This window comes from Xanthomonas sp. NCPPB 3761, assembly GCF_041475705.2.
GTDB lineage: Bacteria > Pseudomonadota > Gammaproteobacteria > Xanthomonadales > Xanthomonadaceae > Xanthomonas > Xanthomonas phaseoli.
This window is the reverse complement of sequence record NZ_CM191262.1, coordinates 2,965,407-2,981,588: the sequence shown is the minus strand read 5'-3', so window position 1 is coordinate 2,981,588 and position 16,182 is coordinate 2,965,407. Positions and strand designations below refer to the sequence as shown.

Annotated in this window: 19 protein-coding genes, 2 tRNA genes and 1 pseudogene; 20 read left to right on the top strand and 2 right to left on the bottom strand. The window is 60.9% G+C overall.

The genetic code is table 11. The features are described 5' to 3' along the window. The 12 genes and pseudogenes from ACCQ00_RS13020 to ACCQ00_RS12965 all read left to right on the top strand — a co-directional run bounded on the left by ACCQ00_RS13020 (nt 1) and on the right by ACCQ00_RS12965 (nt 6,601). Nucleotides 1-2,419, top strand: a pseudogene (locus tag ACCQ00_RS13020) (toprim domain-containing protein). A 323-nt stretch (nt 2,420-2,742) separates the two neighbouring features. After that, nucleotides 2,743-2,961: a hypothetical protein gene (locus ACCQ00_RS13015; RefSeq protein WP_039571414.1), complete on the top strand. Its 219-nt coding sequence runs from the start codon at nt 2,743-2,745 to the stop codon at nt 2,959-2,961. Further along, nucleotides 2,958-3,245, top strand: coding sequence for a hypothetical protein (locus tag ACCQ00_RS13010; RefSeq protein ID WP_039571357.1), 288 nt, complete (start codon nt 2,958-2,960; stop codon nt 3,243-3,245). The genes ACCQ00_RS13015 and ACCQ00_RS13010 overlap by 4 nt, the downstream gene beginning before the upstream one ends. Then, nucleotides 3,245-3,517, top strand: a complete 273-nt coding sequence (locus ACCQ00_RS13005; protein ID WP_039571362.1) for a hypothetical protein — start codon at nt 3,245-3,247, stop codon at nt 3,515-3,517. The genes ACCQ00_RS13010 and ACCQ00_RS13005 overlap by 1 nt, the downstream gene beginning before the upstream one ends. 78 nt (nt 3,518-3,595) lie before the next feature. Continuing rightward, nucleotides 3,596-4,021, top strand: a complete 426-nt coding sequence (locus ACCQ00_RS13000; RefSeq protein WP_039571365.1) for a hypothetical protein — start codon at nt 3,596-3,598, stop codon at nt 4,019-4,021. Then, nucleotides 4,014-4,196 (top strand): hypothetical protein, encoded by a 183-nt coding sequence (locus ACCQ00_RS12995; RefSeq protein WP_039571368.1) that lies wholly within the window; start codon nt 4,014-4,016, stop codon nt 4,194-4,196. The genes ACCQ00_RS13000 and ACCQ00_RS12995 overlap by 8 nt, the downstream gene beginning before the upstream one ends. Next, nucleotides 4,189-4,461 (top strand): hypothetical protein, encoded by a 273-nt coding sequence (locus tag ACCQ00_RS12990; protein WP_039571370.1) that lies wholly within the window; start codon nt 4,189-4,191, stop codon nt 4,459-4,461. The genes ACCQ00_RS12995 and ACCQ00_RS12990 overlap by 8 nt, the downstream gene beginning before the upstream one ends. Continuing rightward, a complete protein-coding gene (locus ACCQ00_RS12985) occupies nt 4,458-4,682 on the top strand; it encodes a hypothetical protein (RefSeq protein WP_039571372.1) in 225 nt (74 codons plus the stop codon). Before ACCQ00_RS12990 ends, ACCQ00_RS12985 begins: the two co-directional genes overlap by 4 nt. Next, a complete protein-coding gene (locus ACCQ00_RS12980; protein ID WP_039571374.1) occupies nt 4,679-4,951 on the top strand; it encodes a hypothetical protein in 273 nt (90 codons plus the stop codon). Before ACCQ00_RS12985 ends, ACCQ00_RS12980 begins: the two co-directional genes overlap by 4 nt. Further along, entirely contained in the window at nt 4,948-5,157 is a 210-nt protein-coding gene (locus ACCQ00_RS12975; RefSeq protein WP_039571376.1) for a DUF7696 family protein, read from the top strand. Before ACCQ00_RS12980 ends, ACCQ00_RS12975 begins: the two co-directional genes overlap by 4 nt. An 8-nt stretch (nt 5,158-5,165) precedes the next feature. Continuing rightward, on the top strand, nt 5,166-5,372 hold the full coding sequence (locus ACCQ00_RS12970) for a hypothetical protein (RefSeq protein WP_099770618.1): 207 nt from the start codon (nt 5,166-5,168) through the stop codon (nt 5,370-5,372). Continuing rightward, nucleotides 5,372-6,601: a site-specific integrase gene (locus ACCQ00_RS12965; RefSeq protein ID WP_372353946.1), complete on the top strand. Its 1,230-nt coding sequence runs from the start codon at nt 5,372-5,374 to the stop codon at nt 6,599-6,601. Before ACCQ00_RS12970 ends, ACCQ00_RS12965 begins: the two co-directional genes overlap by 1 nt. 77 nt (nt 6,602-6,678) lie before the next feature. Here ACCQ00_RS12965 and ACCQ00_RS12960 read toward each other — a convergent pair. Then, nucleotides 6,679-6,755, bottom strand: a tRNA-Asn gene (locus ACCQ00_RS12960). A 60-nt stretch (nt 6,756-6,815) separates the two neighbouring features. Then, nucleotides 6,816-7,343 (bottom strand): GspH/FimT family protein, encoded by a 528-nt coding sequence (locus ACCQ00_RS12955; protein WP_080948854.1) that lies wholly within the window; start codon nt 7,341-7,343, stop codon nt 6,816-6,818. Nucleotides 7,344-7,497: 154 nt separating this feature from the next. Here ACCQ00_RS12955 and uvrB point away from each other — a divergent pair, with 154 nt between their 5' ends. From uvrB to ACCQ00_RS12915, 8 genes are all read left to right on the top strand, one after another. Continuing rightward, entirely contained in the window at nt 7,498-9,519 is a 2,022-nt protein-coding gene (uvrB, locus tag ACCQ00_RS12950; protein ID WP_039571390.1) for an excinuclease ABC subunit UvrB, read from the top strand. A gap of 93 nt (nt 9,520-9,612) precedes the next feature. Beyond that, a tRNA-Val gene (locus ACCQ00_RS12945) sits at nt 9,613-9,687 on the top strand. Between the two features lie 710 nt (nt 9,688-10,397). Next, nucleotides 10,398-10,640 carry a hypothetical protein gene (locus tag ACCQ00_RS12940; protein WP_011347916.1) on the top strand — a complete coding sequence of 81 codons (243 nt, stop codon included), beginning with the start codon at nt 10,398-10,400 and terminating at the stop codon, nt 10,638-10,640. Nucleotides 10,641-10,676: 36 nt separating this feature from the next. Then, complete coding sequence (locus ACCQ00_RS12935) at nt 10,677-12,350, top strand: type IV secretory system conjugative DNA transfer family protein (protein WP_017155023.1); 1,674 nt, start codon at nt 10,677-10,679, stop codon at nt 12,348-12,350. 332 nt (nt 12,351-12,682) lie between these two features. Continuing rightward, the gene (locus tag ACCQ00_RS12930; protein ID WP_039571393.1) at nt 12,683-13,093 is read left to right on the top strand and encodes a TcpQ domain-containing protein; all 411 of its coding nucleotides are present in this window, start codon (nt 12,683-12,685) and stop codon (nt 13,091-13,093) included. Nucleotides 13,094-13,218: 125 nt separating this feature from the next. Further along, entirely contained in the window at nt 13,219-14,250 is a 1,032-nt protein-coding gene (locus ACCQ00_RS12925; RefSeq protein ID WP_039571396.1) for a VirB8 family type IV secretion system protein, read from the top strand. Beyond that, nucleotides 14,247-15,014: a TrbG/VirB9 family P-type conjugative transfer protein gene (locus ACCQ00_RS12920; protein WP_039571399.1), complete on the top strand. Its 768-nt coding sequence runs from the start codon at nt 14,247-14,249 to the stop codon at nt 15,012-15,014. The genes ACCQ00_RS12925 and ACCQ00_RS12920 overlap by 4 nt, the downstream gene beginning before the upstream one ends. Beyond that, nucleotides 15,011-16,180, top strand: a complete 1,170-nt coding sequence (locus tag ACCQ00_RS12915; protein WP_372353945.1) for a TrbI/VirB10 family protein — start codon at nt 15,011-15,013, stop codon at nt 16,178-16,180. Before ACCQ00_RS12920 ends, ACCQ00_RS12915 begins: the two co-directional genes overlap by 4 nt. Nucleotides 16,181-16,182: the final 2 nt, after the last annotated feature.

The window sequence follows — 16,182 nt, the reverse complement described above, 5'->3', positions numbered from 1 at the left end:
CTGGCCGCTACTCAGGGCGGGGGGACGTCGCTGGCACCGCTGAAAGGCCTCTACAGCCAGGACAGCCACTACGATCGCAAAATCAGCGCCGGCACTGCGACCGTGCGGTTTCCGTTGGTCAAAGGTGGTTGGTGGGAACGCCTGATCGATCGCCCGCACCGCTTCGGCAAGCAGAAGGCGCGCTTTGCGCCGGGCCAGAGCTATGCAGGGGTGTGGTGGGCGGCGCCTGCCGCACTGACAGCCATGCAGACCGCGCGCGAGGTGTGGATCGTTGAGGGCATCTTCGATGCGATCGCGCTCCTGCAGCACGGCGTGTGCGCAGTGTCGGCCATGTCCTCCAACGCCTTTCCAGAAGAATCGCTGCGCGAGCTGGCAAAGGCACGCATGGCCGATCTTCCGACGCTCGTGTGGGCACTGGACAATGAGCCGGGCGCCCGTGCCTACACGCACAAGCACATCAAGCGCGCATCGGCGCTGGGCTTCGACTCGCGGGCGGCGCAAATCGTCCAGCGCGATGGCAAGAAGACCGACTGGAACGACCTGCACCTGCGCGCGATCGCGTCCGATGATCCCAAGCAGTGGGACAACGACGTCAAGGAAGCCCGCTATCAGGGCGACTTGCTCGTCGCCCGTTCGGCAGTCGACAAAGGCCTGCTGATGTTCGAGCACGACGGCCGCAATGACTTCTGGTTGGAGTACCGCTCCCGCCTGTACTGGTTCGATTTCGACACCCAGCGCTTCGACAAGCTGCGCAAGGAGAAGCTGGGCGACATCGATGCCGACGACGGCGACGAGGTAGCAACCGAGGATCTGAGGAAGATCAAGCGCGCTGCCTGCTCCGTCCAGAAAATCGCCAACTGCTACCCGGAAGCCCTCTATTTCCAGCGCCAGGAGGTCACCGACGAAAGCTGGTACTACTTCCGTGTCGATTTTCCGCACGACGGCCCCAGTGTAAAGGGCACCTTTACCGGCGGTCATGTCTCCAGCGCTTCTGAGTTCAAGAAGCGCCTGATTTCCCTAGCGGCCGGCGCCATGTTCACCGGTACCGGCCACCAGTTGGACCGCTTGATCGAAGAGCAGACCGAGGCGATCAAGACGGTGGACGCCATCGATTTCGTGGGCTACAGCAAGGAACACCGCGCCTACCTGCTCGGCGACATGGCCGTGCGCGACGGCGAGCTGGTAACGGCCAACGAGGAGGACTACTTCGAGTTCGACAAGCTGCGCCTGAAGACCACGCAGAAGTCCATCCGACTGGAGATCCAACGCGATGCGGAGGCGTTCCGCGTGGATTGGCTACCGTGGCTGTGGCAGTGCTTCGGCACGCACGGCATGGTCGCGATGACGTTCTGGTTTGGCTCGTTGTTCGCCGAGCAGATCCGCGCGGGCCACAAGAGCTTCCCGTTTCTTGAAGCCACCGGTGAGGCCGGCGCCGGCAAGACCACGCTGCTGACGTTCCTGTGGAAGCTGCTGGGCCGCTCGGACTACGAGGGCTTCGACCCTGCCAAGTCGTCCAAGGCCGGCCGCGCGCGCCATGGGTCAGGTGTCAGGCATGCCCGTCGTCCTGCTGGAGGCCGATCGCAGCGAGCCAGACAAATCCCACTCCAAGACGTTCGAGTGGGACGAGCTGAAAGACTTCTTCGGCGGCGGCACCCTGGCAACCCGTGGCGTGCGCAATGGCGGCAACGAGACTTACGAGCCACCGTTTCGCGGCACGATCGTGATCACCCAGAACGCCGCAGTGGACGCCAGCGAGGCAATCCTCACGCGCATCGTGAAGTTGCACTTCAAACGGCCGCAGGTCACCACCGAAAGCCGCATCGCGGCCGACAACCTCAATGCGCTGCAGGTCGAAGAAGTCAGCCATTTCCTTGTGCGTGCCATCCGCCAGGAACGCGCCATCCTCGATCTGTTCGCCGAGCGTGTAAAGGTCTTCGAGGCCAAGCTGCGCGCGCAACAAGATCTGCGCCTAGAACGCGTCATCAAGAACCATGCGCAGATGCTGGCGCTGTTCGACTGCCTGCGCCTGGTCGTCACCGTCCCTGACGACATGGTCGAGCAGACACGGCTCGCGTTGTTAGAAATGGCCCTGGAACGGCAGAAGGCGATCAGCGCGGACCACGCGATGGTCAACGAGTTCTGGGAGGTCTACGAATACCTCGAAGCCACCGGACACGGCAAAGCTGTGGTCAACCACAGCCGCGACGCGCAGCGCATTGCGATCAACCTCAATCACTTCGCTGCGCGGGCTGCTCAGTTCAGTCAGTCCGTGCCCGATCTAAAGGTGCTGCGAGCGCTGCTTGGCGACTCGCGCCGGCACAAGTTCATCGGCGCGAACGTGGCGGTCAACAGCGCCGTCCTCAAGGACGATCTGACCGGCGTCGGCACCACTGTGAAGTGCTGGGTGTTCCAAAAATGAGCGCGCTCGCACGTGTGGGAGATTTTGAGAAATTTTCGTTGACATCCGCCCAGGAGCGGAGCAACCATTACTCCGTCGCCGCACAATCGGCGACCGGGTTTGACAGCCTGAATCAACGGCGCACCAGCGCCCATCGACCGATGCACGGCGCTTTTTTTTCGCTCGCTGTGCAGTCGCGGGCGTTTGCCAGCCAGTTCTATGGCGGGCGGTGTGCGGAGGCCTTCGGGCCTGCCGGTTCCGTTGACCGGTCTGTCAACCGCGCACCGTCCGCCACCTCGTTTGACAGCGTCGTGGCGGACTCCAACTACAACGGAGCCTGCACCATGACCTACGACGCTCAAGAAGCGCCGGCCAATGCCGCGCGTCAGATCGCCCATTACTTCGGCCTGATTGCCGACACCCTCGATTGGAACCACACCGCCTGGCTCGCCCTGCAGGCGAAGCTGCAGGCCATGGGCAAAGCGCCCGAAGCACTGACGCTGGCCGATGCCGAGGCCGCCATTTCCAGCACCAATGCCGACCTGGTAGAGGTGCGCCAGTGAGCCGCCGCGACCTGCATAAAGCGCTGCGCGTCGCCCCCGGCGTCTACCTGCTCCTGCAGATCCGGGCGACCGACGTCCTGGCCGAACTGTACGCCGACAGCCTGCATGACCGCCCACCGGTCATGTTCGCCTGCAGCGCGATCGAAAAGGCTTCCGAGTTGTTCCTGGTCGATGACGGCACTGGCCTGGTCATCGGCTCGTTGCACGTGGTCATGCCCGAAGCCGAGGCCGCCTCCCTGCAGGAATGGGTGATTAAGCGCATGCCCGCATTGGAGGTGGCTTGATGGACGCCGCTCACCCATATGCGCAGCTGCCGGAAGACGCTGATTTCTCGATCAGCGAAGAAGAGCAATACCGCCTCTGGCGTGCGTACCACGCGGCCGCATTGCTTGCTGCGCTGACCAACGATATCGCGATCGAAGCAGGCATCAATCACGACGGACCAGCGGCGGTGGCCGAGTACATCCGCCACGAACTGCTCGATGTCCTCAATGGCGCGCAGCGCCTGCGTGAGCCTGACCCCAGCATCCCGCCATCCGGCGCCGACCTGATCTAACCCCGCAACAGCGGGCCGGCGGGCGGTGCTGTCACACCGCCCCAAGGCCCTCCACCAACGCAACTCAGGAGAGTCGATATGCAACAGCACACTGGAACACGTCCAGCCACGGCAGCACGTCCGTTGGCTTTGAGCACCGGACCTGGCGCGGAGGCTAGCACGCCGGCCGTTGCGGCCTACGATCGCGGCATGGGCGACTGCTCAGCGACCATCACCATGCACGTCACGCATGGCACGGTCGTGGTCACCGCCACGCTGAGCATGGGACCGCTTCGCGAGGCTCGCCAGTCGTGGGAGCGGCGTCGCGGCACCGGCACCGGCTGGAAACTCGTCGACGGCCCCCGCCTGTGGACGACGGCGGAAGACCGCATCAGTACGGAACTGGCCGAGTTCATGGACGGCCTGGACTTTCCCTTCGACCTGGCCAACATGCTGCCGCGCAGGCCCACCGCGGCGGCGGCCGCTGCGATGGCGCAGGCCGAACGGGAGGTGGCCCATGGGTGAGCTGCTGGCTTTGGCAATGATCCTGGCGCCGACGGCCGGTGGTGCCCTGGTCTACAAGCTGTGGGCCTCGCGCCGTCCGCGCCGCACTCAGACCGGCCTGGCTGTCGGACAGGTGCCGCAGCGGCTACATCGCCGCACGCGCATGGCCGTGCGGCGGGAGGCTGCTCATGGCTGATTCCGTCATCCTTCTTGGCCCGCAGGGCAGCGCCAAATCACTCAACGCCGAGGCTCTGTGTCAGACGCTCGGCCTGCAGGAGGTCATCGAGCTGGACGATATGTTGTTCGCGTTCCGCGCTGATCGCCTGGAGTCTTCCGGGCAGCTGATCCTGACCTGCGACGAACAGCAAGCGCACACCTGGTCGGTTCGCTGGGGTTTGCGCCTCATGCGTGTCGATGAAGCACGCGCCCAGCTCGGTGCCGCATGGAGGACGCAGCCATGAACCTGCAGCGCACGATCGAGGTTGCGCGCGCCGCCGCGCGCATGGGAGGCCCTGGCCCCTTGTCCACTGGGGAAGCACTCACCGCTGCTCTGGTGCTGAATCGTGCCGACTGGCTGGCCGAGATGGACTACACCATCGCCGAGGCACTGGACCGTATCGACTCCGACACCGTGCAGCATTTGCGCGAGGCTGAACGCGTGCTGCGCCGGGAGGTACCGTGACGCAGCGCCAGGTCGACCACGACACACCTCTGCCGCCCTGCGCGAACGGCCACGTCGCTCGCCACATGCTCGATGCCCGCCGCCTCGAGGCGGGCGGTGGGCACTTTATCGAATGCGTGTGTGGGCGGACACAGAAGCACCCCGGCTTCGAGTTGGCCATGACCGAATGGCGGCGTGCTCATCGCATCCGCACGCCCCGTCAGCCAAGGCCCAGCGCCCAGAACGTCGTGCAGCTCGGCCTGCGCTTCACCGGTGCGCGCCAGCGATGATCGATGGCGCAAATATGGAGGGGTTTCGCAGGGCTTGCGAGGCGCGGCACTGGCTACGGCAGGGCTACGCGGATGCAGCCAAGGTGCGCGAGCTGCGGCTCCGCATAGCCGCTCAGCGCGGCTATGCCGCTGCCGACTTGCTCGTGGAAGAAATGCGTGAGCAGTGGCGACGCCGGCGTGAGTGGATCGAGGTGCAAGTCGCGTGAGTAGTCCGATGATTACGTTCGAGGACCTGCGCCGCCTGTGCGCGCCGGCCGGTCCTGCTCCCCGTGTGTCGACGGTAGTGCGCTGGGCACGCGAGCAGGGAATTCTCTATAGGTACGACGGCAGGGGCGGAATCTGGACAACCCTGGACGCGCTCAATGCCGCATTGGGGCTGACCCAGAGCGCTGCTGAGCTACACAACAAGGAGCTGATCTGATGGGACGCGGCAGGAAGCGCAAGTTCAACCCGGATATTCCCAGGCACATCGACCAAGACGCCCTCCCAAAAGGCGTCTACTGGTCTGACGGGCGCTGGTACATCATCGAACCAAACCCCGAGGGCGGCCCCACGAGGAAGCGCACCATTGCCTACGCGGATTCGAGGTTATCCGACCTCCATGCGGCCAGAGAGGCATCCCGTGGTGCCGGCCTGGTCGGCTCCCTGCAGTACCTGGCCAACGCGTTCAAGCTCTCCACCGAATACAGCGACCTGTCTCGCAGCACCCGCGATGATTACGATCGCCATGCCGAGGTGGCCTGCGGCTACGTGCTGAAGGACGGCAGCCTGTTCGGGAGCCTGCAGGTGGACCGTCTGTCCGTTCCCCTGGTGCAGCGCCTGGTCGAAGCGCTCGCCAAGGGGCGGGAAGCAAGCACCGTGCAGCCCGCATTGCTTGCCCGTCCGTCCACAGCCAATCACACACTGCGGTATCTGCACCGGCTTTTTGCTTGGGGCATACGCATCGGCTATTGCAAGACCAACCCGGCCAGCGGTGTGCGCGGTGCAAAGGAGCGCGCGGATGCAAAGATGCCGGACCCGCAATCGTTCATAGCTGTGCTTGAGTTCGCCAAGTCACGCGCTGCATTGCCGCTACACGCAAAGGGAGCGGTCCCGCCTTACATGCCGGCGGTGATGGTACTGGCCTACAACGCACGTCTGCGCGGTGTCGAGGTGACCGACCTGACAGACGCGGACGCGCTACAGCAGGGAGTGCGCTGCACGCGCCGCAAGGGTTCTCGCGACAACATCACCGCCTGGAACGACGATCTGCGGTGGGCATGGACTTGGCTGCGCGACTACCGTGCTCAACGGATCCATGCGCACAAGCGACCGGTCCCCCTGCGCCCTGAGCAGCGCGGCTTGTTGGTGACCCAGACCGGCACGCGCTTGGCGCGATCAACATTGAAGACGGCCTGGCAGCGCTTGATCACGGCGGCGATCGAGGCCGGCGCGATCGAGGAAGAAGCCCGGTTCACGCTGCACGGCCTAAAGCATCGGGGCATAACTGACACCCGTGGTACGCGGGCGCACAAGCAAGATGCTGCGGGCCACGTCACGCCGCAGATGACGCACCGTTACGATCACGAACTGCAGGTGATTGCGCCGCCGGCGTTGCCTACCGATGAGGCCTTGGCGTTCGTTGACGTATTCAAGCCCTCAGAGTCGTGAGGGCTGTGAATTTTCCCGGCAATTTTCCCGGCGCAACAAAAAAGGGCTTGCGAGTTATCGCAAGCCCTTGATGTTTTTGGCGCCCGAAGTTGGACTCGAACCAACGACCCCCTGATTAACAGTCAAGTGCTCTAACCGGCTGAGCTATTCGGGCGGGGAGGCAAATTATAGGGAGGCTTGGCTGCATGTGCAAGCCCCCGTCGCGCCGCAAGTCTCAAGATGGACAAGGTTGCGGTAGGCGCGGCCGCAAGGAGCGAAGCCGGCCAGTCATGCTGACAATGACCTGACCCTCGAGGCCTCCATCTCGGCAGACGTTGAAGGTCACATTAGTCCCTAGCATGGTCCCTAGCGGACCAAAGCGCAGATGCGTACGTCCGGAAGTGGTGCGGACGCTTATCTTCGCGTCAACCTTGCCTGTTCCCGACGCGATGATGTCACTCGCACCATCGGGTCGGCGATTTCCATCCGGATCTGCAAACAACAGCCAGCCGTGCGTCCAATCGTGACCAGCTGCACAAGCATCTGATGACTCGCGCGGACACATTCCTACCGGGTCCCCGCGGGTAATTGAGGTCGATCTTGCAAGAGCCAAATGTGCAGCAAGTTCAAGCATGGCTGCCCGAACCTGATGCGTTCGGTGCAGCGCCGTCAAGGACGGTAGGGCGATGGATAGCGCGACCGCAAGTGCTGCGACCGCAATAGAACACTCAATGAGGCTGAATCCTCTGTGGGGTTGGTGCATATCCTTGCCAAGCCTCGAACCTTCGGTGAGCCTTAGAATCGGGTGCGGTTGACGTTTCCGCGATCGGCCTAAAGCCCGCAGGAAGGTAGGGAAACCGCAAACATCGCCGTCATCCGCCGTCGCTATACTCAGCGGTCGTCCGAAGGTGCGCTCCATGACCGATCGTTTTCAGCTCGTATCCCCTTACTCGCCGGCGGGCGACCAGCCTGCGGCCATCGACAAGCTGGTCGCCAACTTCGAAGCCGGGCTGGCCAAGCAGACGCTGTTGGGCGTGACCGGTTCGGGCAAGACCTACACCATTGCCAATGTGGTCCAGCAGGTGCAGAAGCCGACCCTGGTGATGGCGCCCAACAAGACGTTGGCGGCGCAGCTGTACGGCGAGTTCAAGTCGTTCTTCCCGCATAACGCGGTCGAGTACTTCGTCAGCTACTACGACTACTACCAGCCGGAGGCCTATGTGCCCTCGTCGGACACCTTCATCGAGAAGGACAGTTCGATCAATGAACACATCGAGCAGATGCGTTTGTCGGCGACCAAGACCTTGCTGTCCCGGCGCGATTCGCTGGTGGTGGCGACGGTGTCGGCCATCTACGGCCTTGGTGCGCCGGAGGACTACCTATCGCTGCGTCTGATCCTGTCGGTTGGCGAGCACATCGATCAGCGCCAGTTGATCCGCCATCTCACCGATCTGCAATACACCCGCAACGAGTTCGAACTCACGCGCGGTGCCTTTCGCGTACGCGGCGAGGTGTTGGATGTGTTCCCGGCCGAGTCGGATACCGAAGCCTTGCGCATCGAGTTGTTCGATGGGGACATCGAGCAGCTGACGTTGTTCGATCCGCTCACGGGCGAAACCTTGCGCAAGTTGCAGCGCTACACCGTGTACCCGAAAACCCATTACGCCACGACGCGCGAGCGCACCTTGAATGCGGTGGACACCATCAAGGAAGAGCTGAAAGAACGCCTGGAACAGCTCTACGCGCAGAACAAGCTGGTCGAGGCCCAACGTCTGGCCCAGCGCACGCAATTCGATCTGGAAATGATGGCCGAAGTGGGTTTTTGCAACGGCATCGAAAACTACTCGCGGCATCTCACCGGCAAGGCGCCGGGCGAGCCGCCGCCGACCTTGTTCGACTACCTGCCGCCGGACGCGCTGCTGGTCATCGACGAGTCGCATGTGACCATCCCGCAGATCGGTGCGATGTACAAGGGCGACCGTTCGCGCAAGGAAACGCTGGTGGAGTTCGGTTTTCGCTTGCCGTCCGCCTTGGATAACCGACCCTTGCGTTTCGAAGAGTGGGAGGCGCGTTCACCACGCAGCATCTATGTTTCGGCAACGCCGGGTCCTTATGAGGTGCGCGAGTCTGCCGGCGAAGTCACCGAGCTGGTGGTGCGCCCAACCGGTCTGATCGACCCGGTGGTGGAGATCAGACCGGTTGGTACGCAGGTCGACGACCTCATGTCCGAGGTTCACGAGCGCATCAAGCTCGGCGATCGCGTGCTGGTGACCACGTTGACCAAGCGCATGGCCGAGAACCTCACCGAGTACCTGGGAGAACACGGAATTCGGGTGCGCTACCTGCACTCGGATATCGACACCGTCGAGCGCGTGGAGATCATTCGCGACCTGCGCCTGGGCAAGTTCGATGTGCTCGTGGGCATCAATCTGCTGCGCGAGGGCTTGGACATGCCGGAAGTCTCGCTGGTGGCGATCCTGGATGCCGACAAGGAAGGCTTCCTGCGGTCGACCGGGTCGCTGATCCAGACCATCGGCCGTGCCGCACGCAATCTGCGCGGCAAAGCCATTCTGTATGCCGACAAGGTGACGCGTTCGATGCAGGCGGCAATCGACGAGACCGATCGTCGCCGCGAGAAGCAGGTCGAGTACAACCTGGAACATGGCATCACACCGAAATCCGTCGAACGGCCGATCGCCGACATCATGGAAGGCGCGCGTGACGATGCGGCCGACAAGAAGTCGGGCAAGGGTCGTTCGAAATCGCGTCAGGTCGCAGAGGAGGCGCCCGATTACCGTGCCATGAAGCCTGCGGAAGTCGCCGGCAAGCTCAAGAGTCTGGAGCAGAAGATGTATCAGCACGCCAAGGATCTGGAGTTCGAGGCCGCAGCTCAAATCCGCGATCAGATCCAGAAGTTGAAAGCGGCAAGTCTGGGCTAGGGCAGGCAGTAGTGGGGTGCTGAAGGGCTTGTAGTCCTTAAATCCCTGCGCTAGAATGCGCGCCCTGCACAGCGCAATGCTGAGGCAGGATTCGGGCGGTTAGCTCAGCGGTAGAGCACTACCTTGACATGGTAGGGGTCACAGGTTCGAACCCTGTACCGCCCACCACTCTAAGTCCAGATGGCACAGGGTCTTGAGTGGATTCAACATCGGCAGCAACGTCTGCCACTGACCCAAGTGATCCCAAGCAAACGCTCTTGCAGCGTTGGCATGCGTCAGCCCGGGTCTGCTGAACTTAAATCCCAGCCTTTCTGCACTTGCATATGTGCTTGCGCTGCGCGTCGCTTATCGACTGACGATGCCGAAGCGCCCGTCGCCTATGAAAGTGGCTGGCTGCGATCAAAACGTCCCGCCCAAGTGCGCGGCGTTGCCATGGCGATGCCGAATCGTGCTGCGCCATCTATCTGATCTACACGCTGCCGATGATGCGAGACGCCAGCGACGTCTCGCCCCATCCGAGCGATGAAGTGCCCGCGCGGCTTTCTTCCTATCTTGGAACAGTAGCTTGATCGATGGTCGCAGGAAGACTGTGCAGCGCTCTGGCTGATGGGGGCTTTTGCCGCGAATGGGTGCTTCATGCCGTAAGCCAGGCGATCGGAGTGACTTCCGGCGCGTAGCCGGTGGGCGGTCCAGGTCTCACCCCGGCCATATGCCTTTCGAAAGCGCGCCGGGAGTCCCTCGACTGCGAAAACGAGGGTTCCGTGCGGCCGTTTCGCGAGGCAGCGTTGTCGGCCGCAGCCCGGTCCGCCGAAACCGCTTTTACCGTCACACGTCTTGCTTTAGCATCGCCACCGCGCTGACGGAAAGGAAGGCTGGCGATGGACGAATATCAGCACACCGTGCTGACCAGGGGCGGATATCGCGTTGTGGCGATTACGCGTGACGAGGTGTACGCACCCGACGCGGTCGTGGCATACGCCGTTGTGACCGATGCGGGTACGCGAATCACGCCGGATTTGTCCCTGGACCAGGCCAAGGTCTGGATCGATTCGCTGGTGGAGAGCGAGAGCGGCGGGCGCAAGTCCGAGCTTGTCGACCATAAGCCGGTCGTGCGTCGCTAGCCCGCCGTCGTGATGTAAGCCTAAGGAGAAGGGCGCATGTCCAAACCCAAAATCATCGCAATTGCCACGCTGGTGGCGGTCCTAGTCGGATACTGCCTGTCTGGCTATCTGACCCTGCTGTTGCTGCGGCTCGACACCGGTCTGTACGGGTGGGACACCTACTACCGCTATTTCAGTGCGCTTGGGTTGCCCCAAGTGGCGCCTTACGCGACCAAGATCAAGATTGCGGGCGTGCTTGGATTCGGCCTGCCGGTGCTGGTCTGGGCGATTGCCGTTGTGCTCATCGTCAAGCCCAAGGCGCGCGCCCTGCACGGTGACGCGCGCTTCGCCGGCGCCGCCGATCTCTCCAAACATGGGCTGTTCAAGCCCAGCGGAAACGGCATCGTCGTCGGCAAGTTCAACGGCAAGCTGGTGCGATTGAGCGGCCAGCAGTTCGTGATTCTTGCTGCGCCGACGCGCTCGGGTAAGGGTGTGGGTGTCGTCATCCCGAACCTCTTGGAGTATCAGGAGTCGGTCGTGGTCCTGGACATCAAGCAGGAAAACTTCGACCTGACCAGTGGTTGGCGCGCCAGCCAGGGCCACGAGGTCTTCCTGTTCAATCCGTTCGCCGAAGATCGTCGCACGCATCGCTGGAATCCGTTGACCTACGTGTCGAACGACCCCGCATTTCGCGTTTCGGATCTGATGAGCATTGCGGCGATGCTGTATCCAGATGGGTCGGACGACCAGAAGTTCTGGGTCAGCCAGGCGCGTAATGCCTTCATGGCATTCGCGCTGTACCTGTTCGAAAACTGGGACGAGGAGCTCGCGCTCGGTTTTCCGGGCGGGGCGGGGGCCCCCACCTTGGGCGGGATTTATCGCCTCTCTTCGGGTGACGGCACCGATCTCAAGAAATACCTGAAGTCGCTGTCCGAGCGGCGGTTCCTCAGCAGCAACGCCAAGTCGGCCTTTGCCAACATGCTGTCCCAGGCGGATGAGACCTTCGCCTCGATCATGGGCACCTTGAAGGAGCCGCTCAATGCGTGGATCAATCCGGTGCTGGACGCCGCCACCAGTGCGGACGACTTCGTGCTCACGGACCTTCGCAAGAAGAAGATGACCATCTACATCGGCATCCAGCCCAACAAGCTTGCCGAAAGCCGCCTGATCATCAATCTGCTCTTCAGCCAGATCATCAACCTCAACACCCGCGAATTGCCCAAGTCCAACCCTGAGCTCAAATATCAGTGCCTGTTGCTGATGGACGAATTCACCTCGATCGGCAAGGTGGACATCATCGCGACCGCGGTAGCCTACATGGCCGGCTACAACATCCGCCTGCTGCCCATCATCCAGAGCATGGCCCAGCTGGACGCGACCTACGGTAAAGATCTGTCACGCACCATCATCACCAACCACGCCCTGCAGATCCTCTACGCACCGCGTGAGCAGCAGGATGCCAACGACTATTCCGAGATGCTGGGTTACACCACCATCAAGAAGAAGAATGTCACCCGAGGGCGGGAGACCACCCACAGCGTGTCAGAAGAGCGTCGGGCGCTGATGTTGCCGCAGGAACTCAAGGCCATGGGCAACGAGAAGGAAGTGTTCTTGTACGAGGGGATCCCGCATCCGGTGAAGTGCGACAAGATTCGCTACTACGAGGATCGCTACTTCACTGCGCGCTTGTTGCCGAAAACTGAAGTGAAAACGCTTACCATCAAAGTGTGATACTTGCCTCGTTTACGGTGCGGGGCCTGGCGCGCAATTCTTGACGGATCTGCTTGTTAAGGGCAAAGTTAGCAAGAATCTGCGGTATGGATAGATGGTCGTAGGGGAGCGGCGCCGGATGGGCCGTACTGGAGTAAGGCTATGGATGGTTTGTCAGCGTATTCATTCTTCTTGGCAGCACAGACTCGCAACTGGGGCGCCCCGGCGAGTTGGAGGACTGCGAGAAACGCATCAATAACAGGTTTCCTCCGGTACCCACTGGTGCGCGGAGGCTTAGTGCTGTCCGTCTTAAGCCCGAAATTTCATGAGTTGGAGAAGTCAGAGTGAATCCGATGTATGTGTCCAAGCTGTCGTTGGTGCTAGTGGCTGCAGCATTGGTAGGCGCGTGCGCGACCAAGCCGGCTCCTGACTTTGGTGGCCGTTGGAAGCACGTCAACCACTTTGACGAGGCGCCTACCGAGATCCCGCTCTACACCTCGTACACGTATCAGGCCACGCCCATGGACGGCACGTTGAAGACCATGCTGGAGCGCTGGGCGGCGGACTCCAATATGCAGCTGTCCTATAACTTGCCATCGGACTACACCTTGATCGGGCCGGTTTCCGAAATCAGCACGACCAGCGTCCAGCAGGCTGCAACCGAGCTGAGTGCCGTGTACGCAGCCCAGGGGGTTTCGGTGTCGGTTTCCGCCAACAAGCTGTTGGTGCAGCCAGTGCCGGTGTCGTCTGGCGCCAAGCTCTAAAGGTTGCTGTCGGCTCGATGCCTTTTAGGCATGGAGCTGGCGGTGTTCCTACCTTCTCAAGTACCCGCGACGCGTTGCGGCAATAGTTTCAGGCCTGACAAGGCCTTACGGTGACGGATCTAGACATGTTGCGTAAGAAGGTCAGTGAAAAGGACGGCTCCGCCCAAGTAGGTGCGGCCGTTCAAAAAGCGGTGAATTACGAGGTCAGCATTGCAGACCTCGCCCGTCGCAGCGAAAAGCGTGCCTGGATCGTGGCGACCTTGTCGATGCTGGTCACCGTCATGACAGCGGGCGGCTACTACTACATGCTGCCGCTGAAGGAAAAAGTGCCGTATCTGGTCATGGCAGATGCGTATTCGGGCACTAGTACCATCGCCAAGCTTGAGCCCAACTTTGGCGGTCGGACCATCAGCACCAGCGAAGCGCTGGCGCGCAGCAATATCGCGCGGTTCATTATTGCGCGTGAGTCGTTTGATCTTTCCATCATTGGTCAGCGCGATTGGAACACGGTCTCGGCTATGGGGGCGACAAATGTCGTGGGCGAATATCGTGCCCTCCACTCTGCCAACAACCCCTCTAGGCCCTTGAATACGTACGGCAAGCTCCGTGCGATCCGTGTCAATATTTTGAGCATTACCTTGATCGGCGGCAATGGAAAGGCATATACCGGGGCGACCGTGCGTTTCCAGCGAACCGTTTATGACAAGAACTCCACGGTTTCGACGCTGCTGGACAACAAGATCGCCACGATGGGGTTCGTCTACCAGGACAATCTTGAGATGAGCGATAGCTTGAGAGTGGAAAATCCCCTGGGTTTTCGGGTCACTGATTACCGCGTAGATAATGACTATTCCGCGCTGCCCGTTGCCCCAGCCGCTGGCGCGGTTATCAATGCTCAACCTCAGGCAGCACTGCAACAGCAGGCAATGCAGCAGCCGATGACCGGGATGGCCGATCCAAATGCAGCAGGTGCCACCATTGCACCTCAAGCGGGCGTTCCGCTGCAACAGGGCATGCAGCAGCAAGGTGGCGCGCCTCAGCAACAGGCGCAGCCAGCATTTCCTGATCAAATGCAGCCGGCCGGTCAGCTGCAAGCGCAGCCTGCAATGCAACCCCAGGGGTTGCCCAAGAATGTCAATGGAGCAAGTGGTCGATGAAACTTTTTAACCGATATAGGGTTGCGTTGGTGTCAGCGCTACCACTTGCGCTGTGTGCTTTGTCAGCAGCTGCCCAGGTGGTTCAGGAATATGAGTATGCGCCCGACCGTATCTATCAGGTGCGCACAGGCCTTGGCATTACCACTCAGGTGGAGCTAAGCCCAAACGAAAAAATTCTGGATTACAGCACCGGTTTCACCGGTGGATGGGAACTCACGCGGCGAGAGAATGTTTTTTATCTCAAGCCTAAGAATGTCGACGTCGATACGAACATGATGATTCGTACCGCGACCCATTCTTATATTCTTGAGCTTAAGGTGGTAGCGACAGACTGGCAGCGCCTTGAGCAGGCGAAGCAAGCGGGTGTCCAATACAAGGTTGTGTTTACCTACCCGAAGGACACGAGCTTCAATAATGTCGCGGATGCGGATGCTTCGAAGAATGGCCCGCTACTGAATGCCAAGATCTTGAAGGATCGTCGTTACTACTACGATTACGATTATGCGACACGAACCAAGAAATCCTGGTTGATTCCAAGTCGCGTCTATGACGATGGTAAATTCACTTACATAAATATGGATCTGACGCGTTTTCCGACTGGGAATTTTCCCGCGGTCTTCGCTCGCGAGAAAGAGCACTCCGAAGATTTTCTCGTTAATACGACGGTAGAGGGTAATACTCTGATCGTGCACGGAACCTACCCTTTCTTGGTAGTTCGTCATGGCGATAACGTCGTCGGTCTGCGAAGGAACAAGCAAAAGTGAACTCGAATATTCCAAACAGTCCTGATGAGCGCAGCCAGAACCATGGCGGGGATGAGCAGCGCAACGGCGACCACAACGAACGCAATAATCCCTACTTTGCGCGCCAGCAGGCCAGTGCAGAACCGGACCTGGATGCCAATGAGCCGATCTTAAGATCGAGCGACATCAAGCGACTTAATCGCAAGGCCCTGGTGTTTCTCGCAGCCATTGCGGCTCTATTGATTCTCGCAATCTTCTGGCTAGCGACACAGGGCGGGGAAGATTCCGTGCCTCCGAAGCCGCGTACCGAGACGGTGGTCGCACCTGCGTTGCCGCAGAGCATGACTGCGCCAGTTGAGGAACCGCCGGTCCCTTTAGCTCAGCAGCCAAGTCTGCCCCCACTACCGCCAATGCCGACCGACAATAGCGAAGAGGTCAGCTCCGCACCAGAACGTCAGCGTGGGCCAACGCTGTTGGAGCGTCGCATCCTTGCTGAGTCTGCTGCAAATAGCGGTGGGGTTCCCGGTCAAGTTGGGGCACAGCCTGCGCCTGCTCAGGAAGATAGTCCGGTCACGCTGGCCAAGCCGATCAGCAACCCGGACGGTCTGTTGGTGCGTGGTACCTATATTCGCTGCATCTTGGAGACCCGCATCATCTCCGATTTCGGCGGCTACACATCGTGCATCGTCACCGAGCCGGTCTACTCCATCAATGGGCACAACCTGCTTCTTCCGAAGGGGTCCAAAATGTTGGGGCAGTACAGCGCCGGTGAGCCGACCTCTCATCGTCTCCAAGTTGTCTGGGACCGCGTCACTACGCCTTCCGGTCTGGATGTCACGCTCATGGGTCCGGGCATCGATACGCTTGGAAGCTCCGGTCATCCGGGTAACTACAACGCGCATTGGGGTAACAAGATTGCTTCAGCCTTGTTCATCAGTCTGCTGAGCGATGCATTCAAGTACGCAGCGGCAGAATATGGCCCCGAGACCACAACGATTGGCGTTGGCTCCGGCATCATTACCCAGCAACCGTTTGAGAGTAATACCGCACGCAGCATGCAGCAGCTTGCGGAACAGGCGGTTGAAAAATCAGGACGTCGTCCTGCCACACTGACGATCAACCAAGGAACGGTATTGAACGTCTACGTTGCCAAGGACGTCGATTTCTCGGCTGTCCTGCCGAAGTGAAT

Bases quoted from the DNA above. Each gene is read 5' to 3' on its own strand.
- ACCQ00_RS13015 (WP_039571414.1), top strand. From the start codon at position 2,743: ATGACCTACGACGCTCAAGAAGCGCCGGCCAATGCCGCGCGTCAGATC.
- ACCQ00_RS13005 (WP_039571362.1), top strand. From the start codon at position 3,245: ATGGACGCCGCTCACCCATATGCGCAGCTGCCGGAAGACGCTGATTTC.
- ACCQ00_RS13000 (WP_039571365.1), top strand. From the start codon at position 3,596: ATGCAACAGCACACTGGAACACGTCCAGCCACGGCAGCACGTCCGTTG.
- ACCQ00_RS12995 (WP_039571368.1), top strand. From the start codon at position 4,014: ATGGGTGAGCTGCTGGCTTTGGCAATGATCCTGGCGCCGACGGCCGGT.
- ACCQ00_RS12990 (WP_039571370.1), top strand. From the start codon at position 4,189: ATGGCTGATTCCGTCATCCTTCTTGGCCCGCAGGGCAGCGCCAAATCA.
- ACCQ00_RS12985 (WP_039571372.1), top strand. From the start codon at position 4,458: ATGAACCTGCAGCGCACGATCGAGGTTGCGCGCGCCGCCGCGCGCATG.
- ACCQ00_RS12975 (WP_039571376.1), top strand. From the start codon at position 4,948: ATGATCGATGGCGCAAATATGGAGGGGTTTCGCAGGGCTTGCGAGGCG.
- ACCQ00_RS12970 (WP_099770618.1), top strand. From the start codon at position 5,166: ATGATTACGTTCGAGGACCTGCGCCGCCTGTGCGCGCCGGCCGGTCCT.
- ACCQ00_RS12965 (WP_372353946.1), top strand. From the start codon at position 5,372: ATGGGACGCGGCAGGAAGCGCAAGTTCAACCCGGATATTCCCAGGCAC.
- ACCQ00_RS12955 (WP_080948854.1), bottom strand. From the start codon at position 7,343: ATGCACCAACCCCACAGAGGATTCAGCCTCATTGAGTGTTCTATTGCG.
- uvrB (WP_039571390.1), top strand. From the start codon at position 7,498: ATGACCGATCGTTTTCAGCTCGTATCCCCTTACTCGCCGGCGGGCGAC.
- ACCQ00_RS12940 (WP_011347916.1), top strand. From the start codon at position 10,398: ATGGACGAATATCAGCACACCGTGCTGACCAGGGGCGGATATCGCGTT.
- ACCQ00_RS12935 (WP_017155023.1), top strand. From the start codon at position 10,677: ATGTCCAAACCCAAAATCATCGCAATTGCCACGCTGGTGGCGGTCCTA.
- ACCQ00_RS12930 (WP_039571393.1), top strand. From the start codon at position 12,683: ATGTATGTGTCCAAGCTGTCGTTGGTGCTAGTGGCTGCAGCATTGGTA.
- ACCQ00_RS12925 (WP_039571396.1), top strand. From the start codon at position 13,219: ATGTTGCGTAAGAAGGTCAGTGAAAAGGACGGCTCCGCCCAAGTAGGT.
- ACCQ00_RS12920 (WP_039571399.1), top strand. From the start codon at position 14,247: ATGAAACTTTTTAACCGATATAGGGTTGCGTTGGTGTCAGCGCTACCA.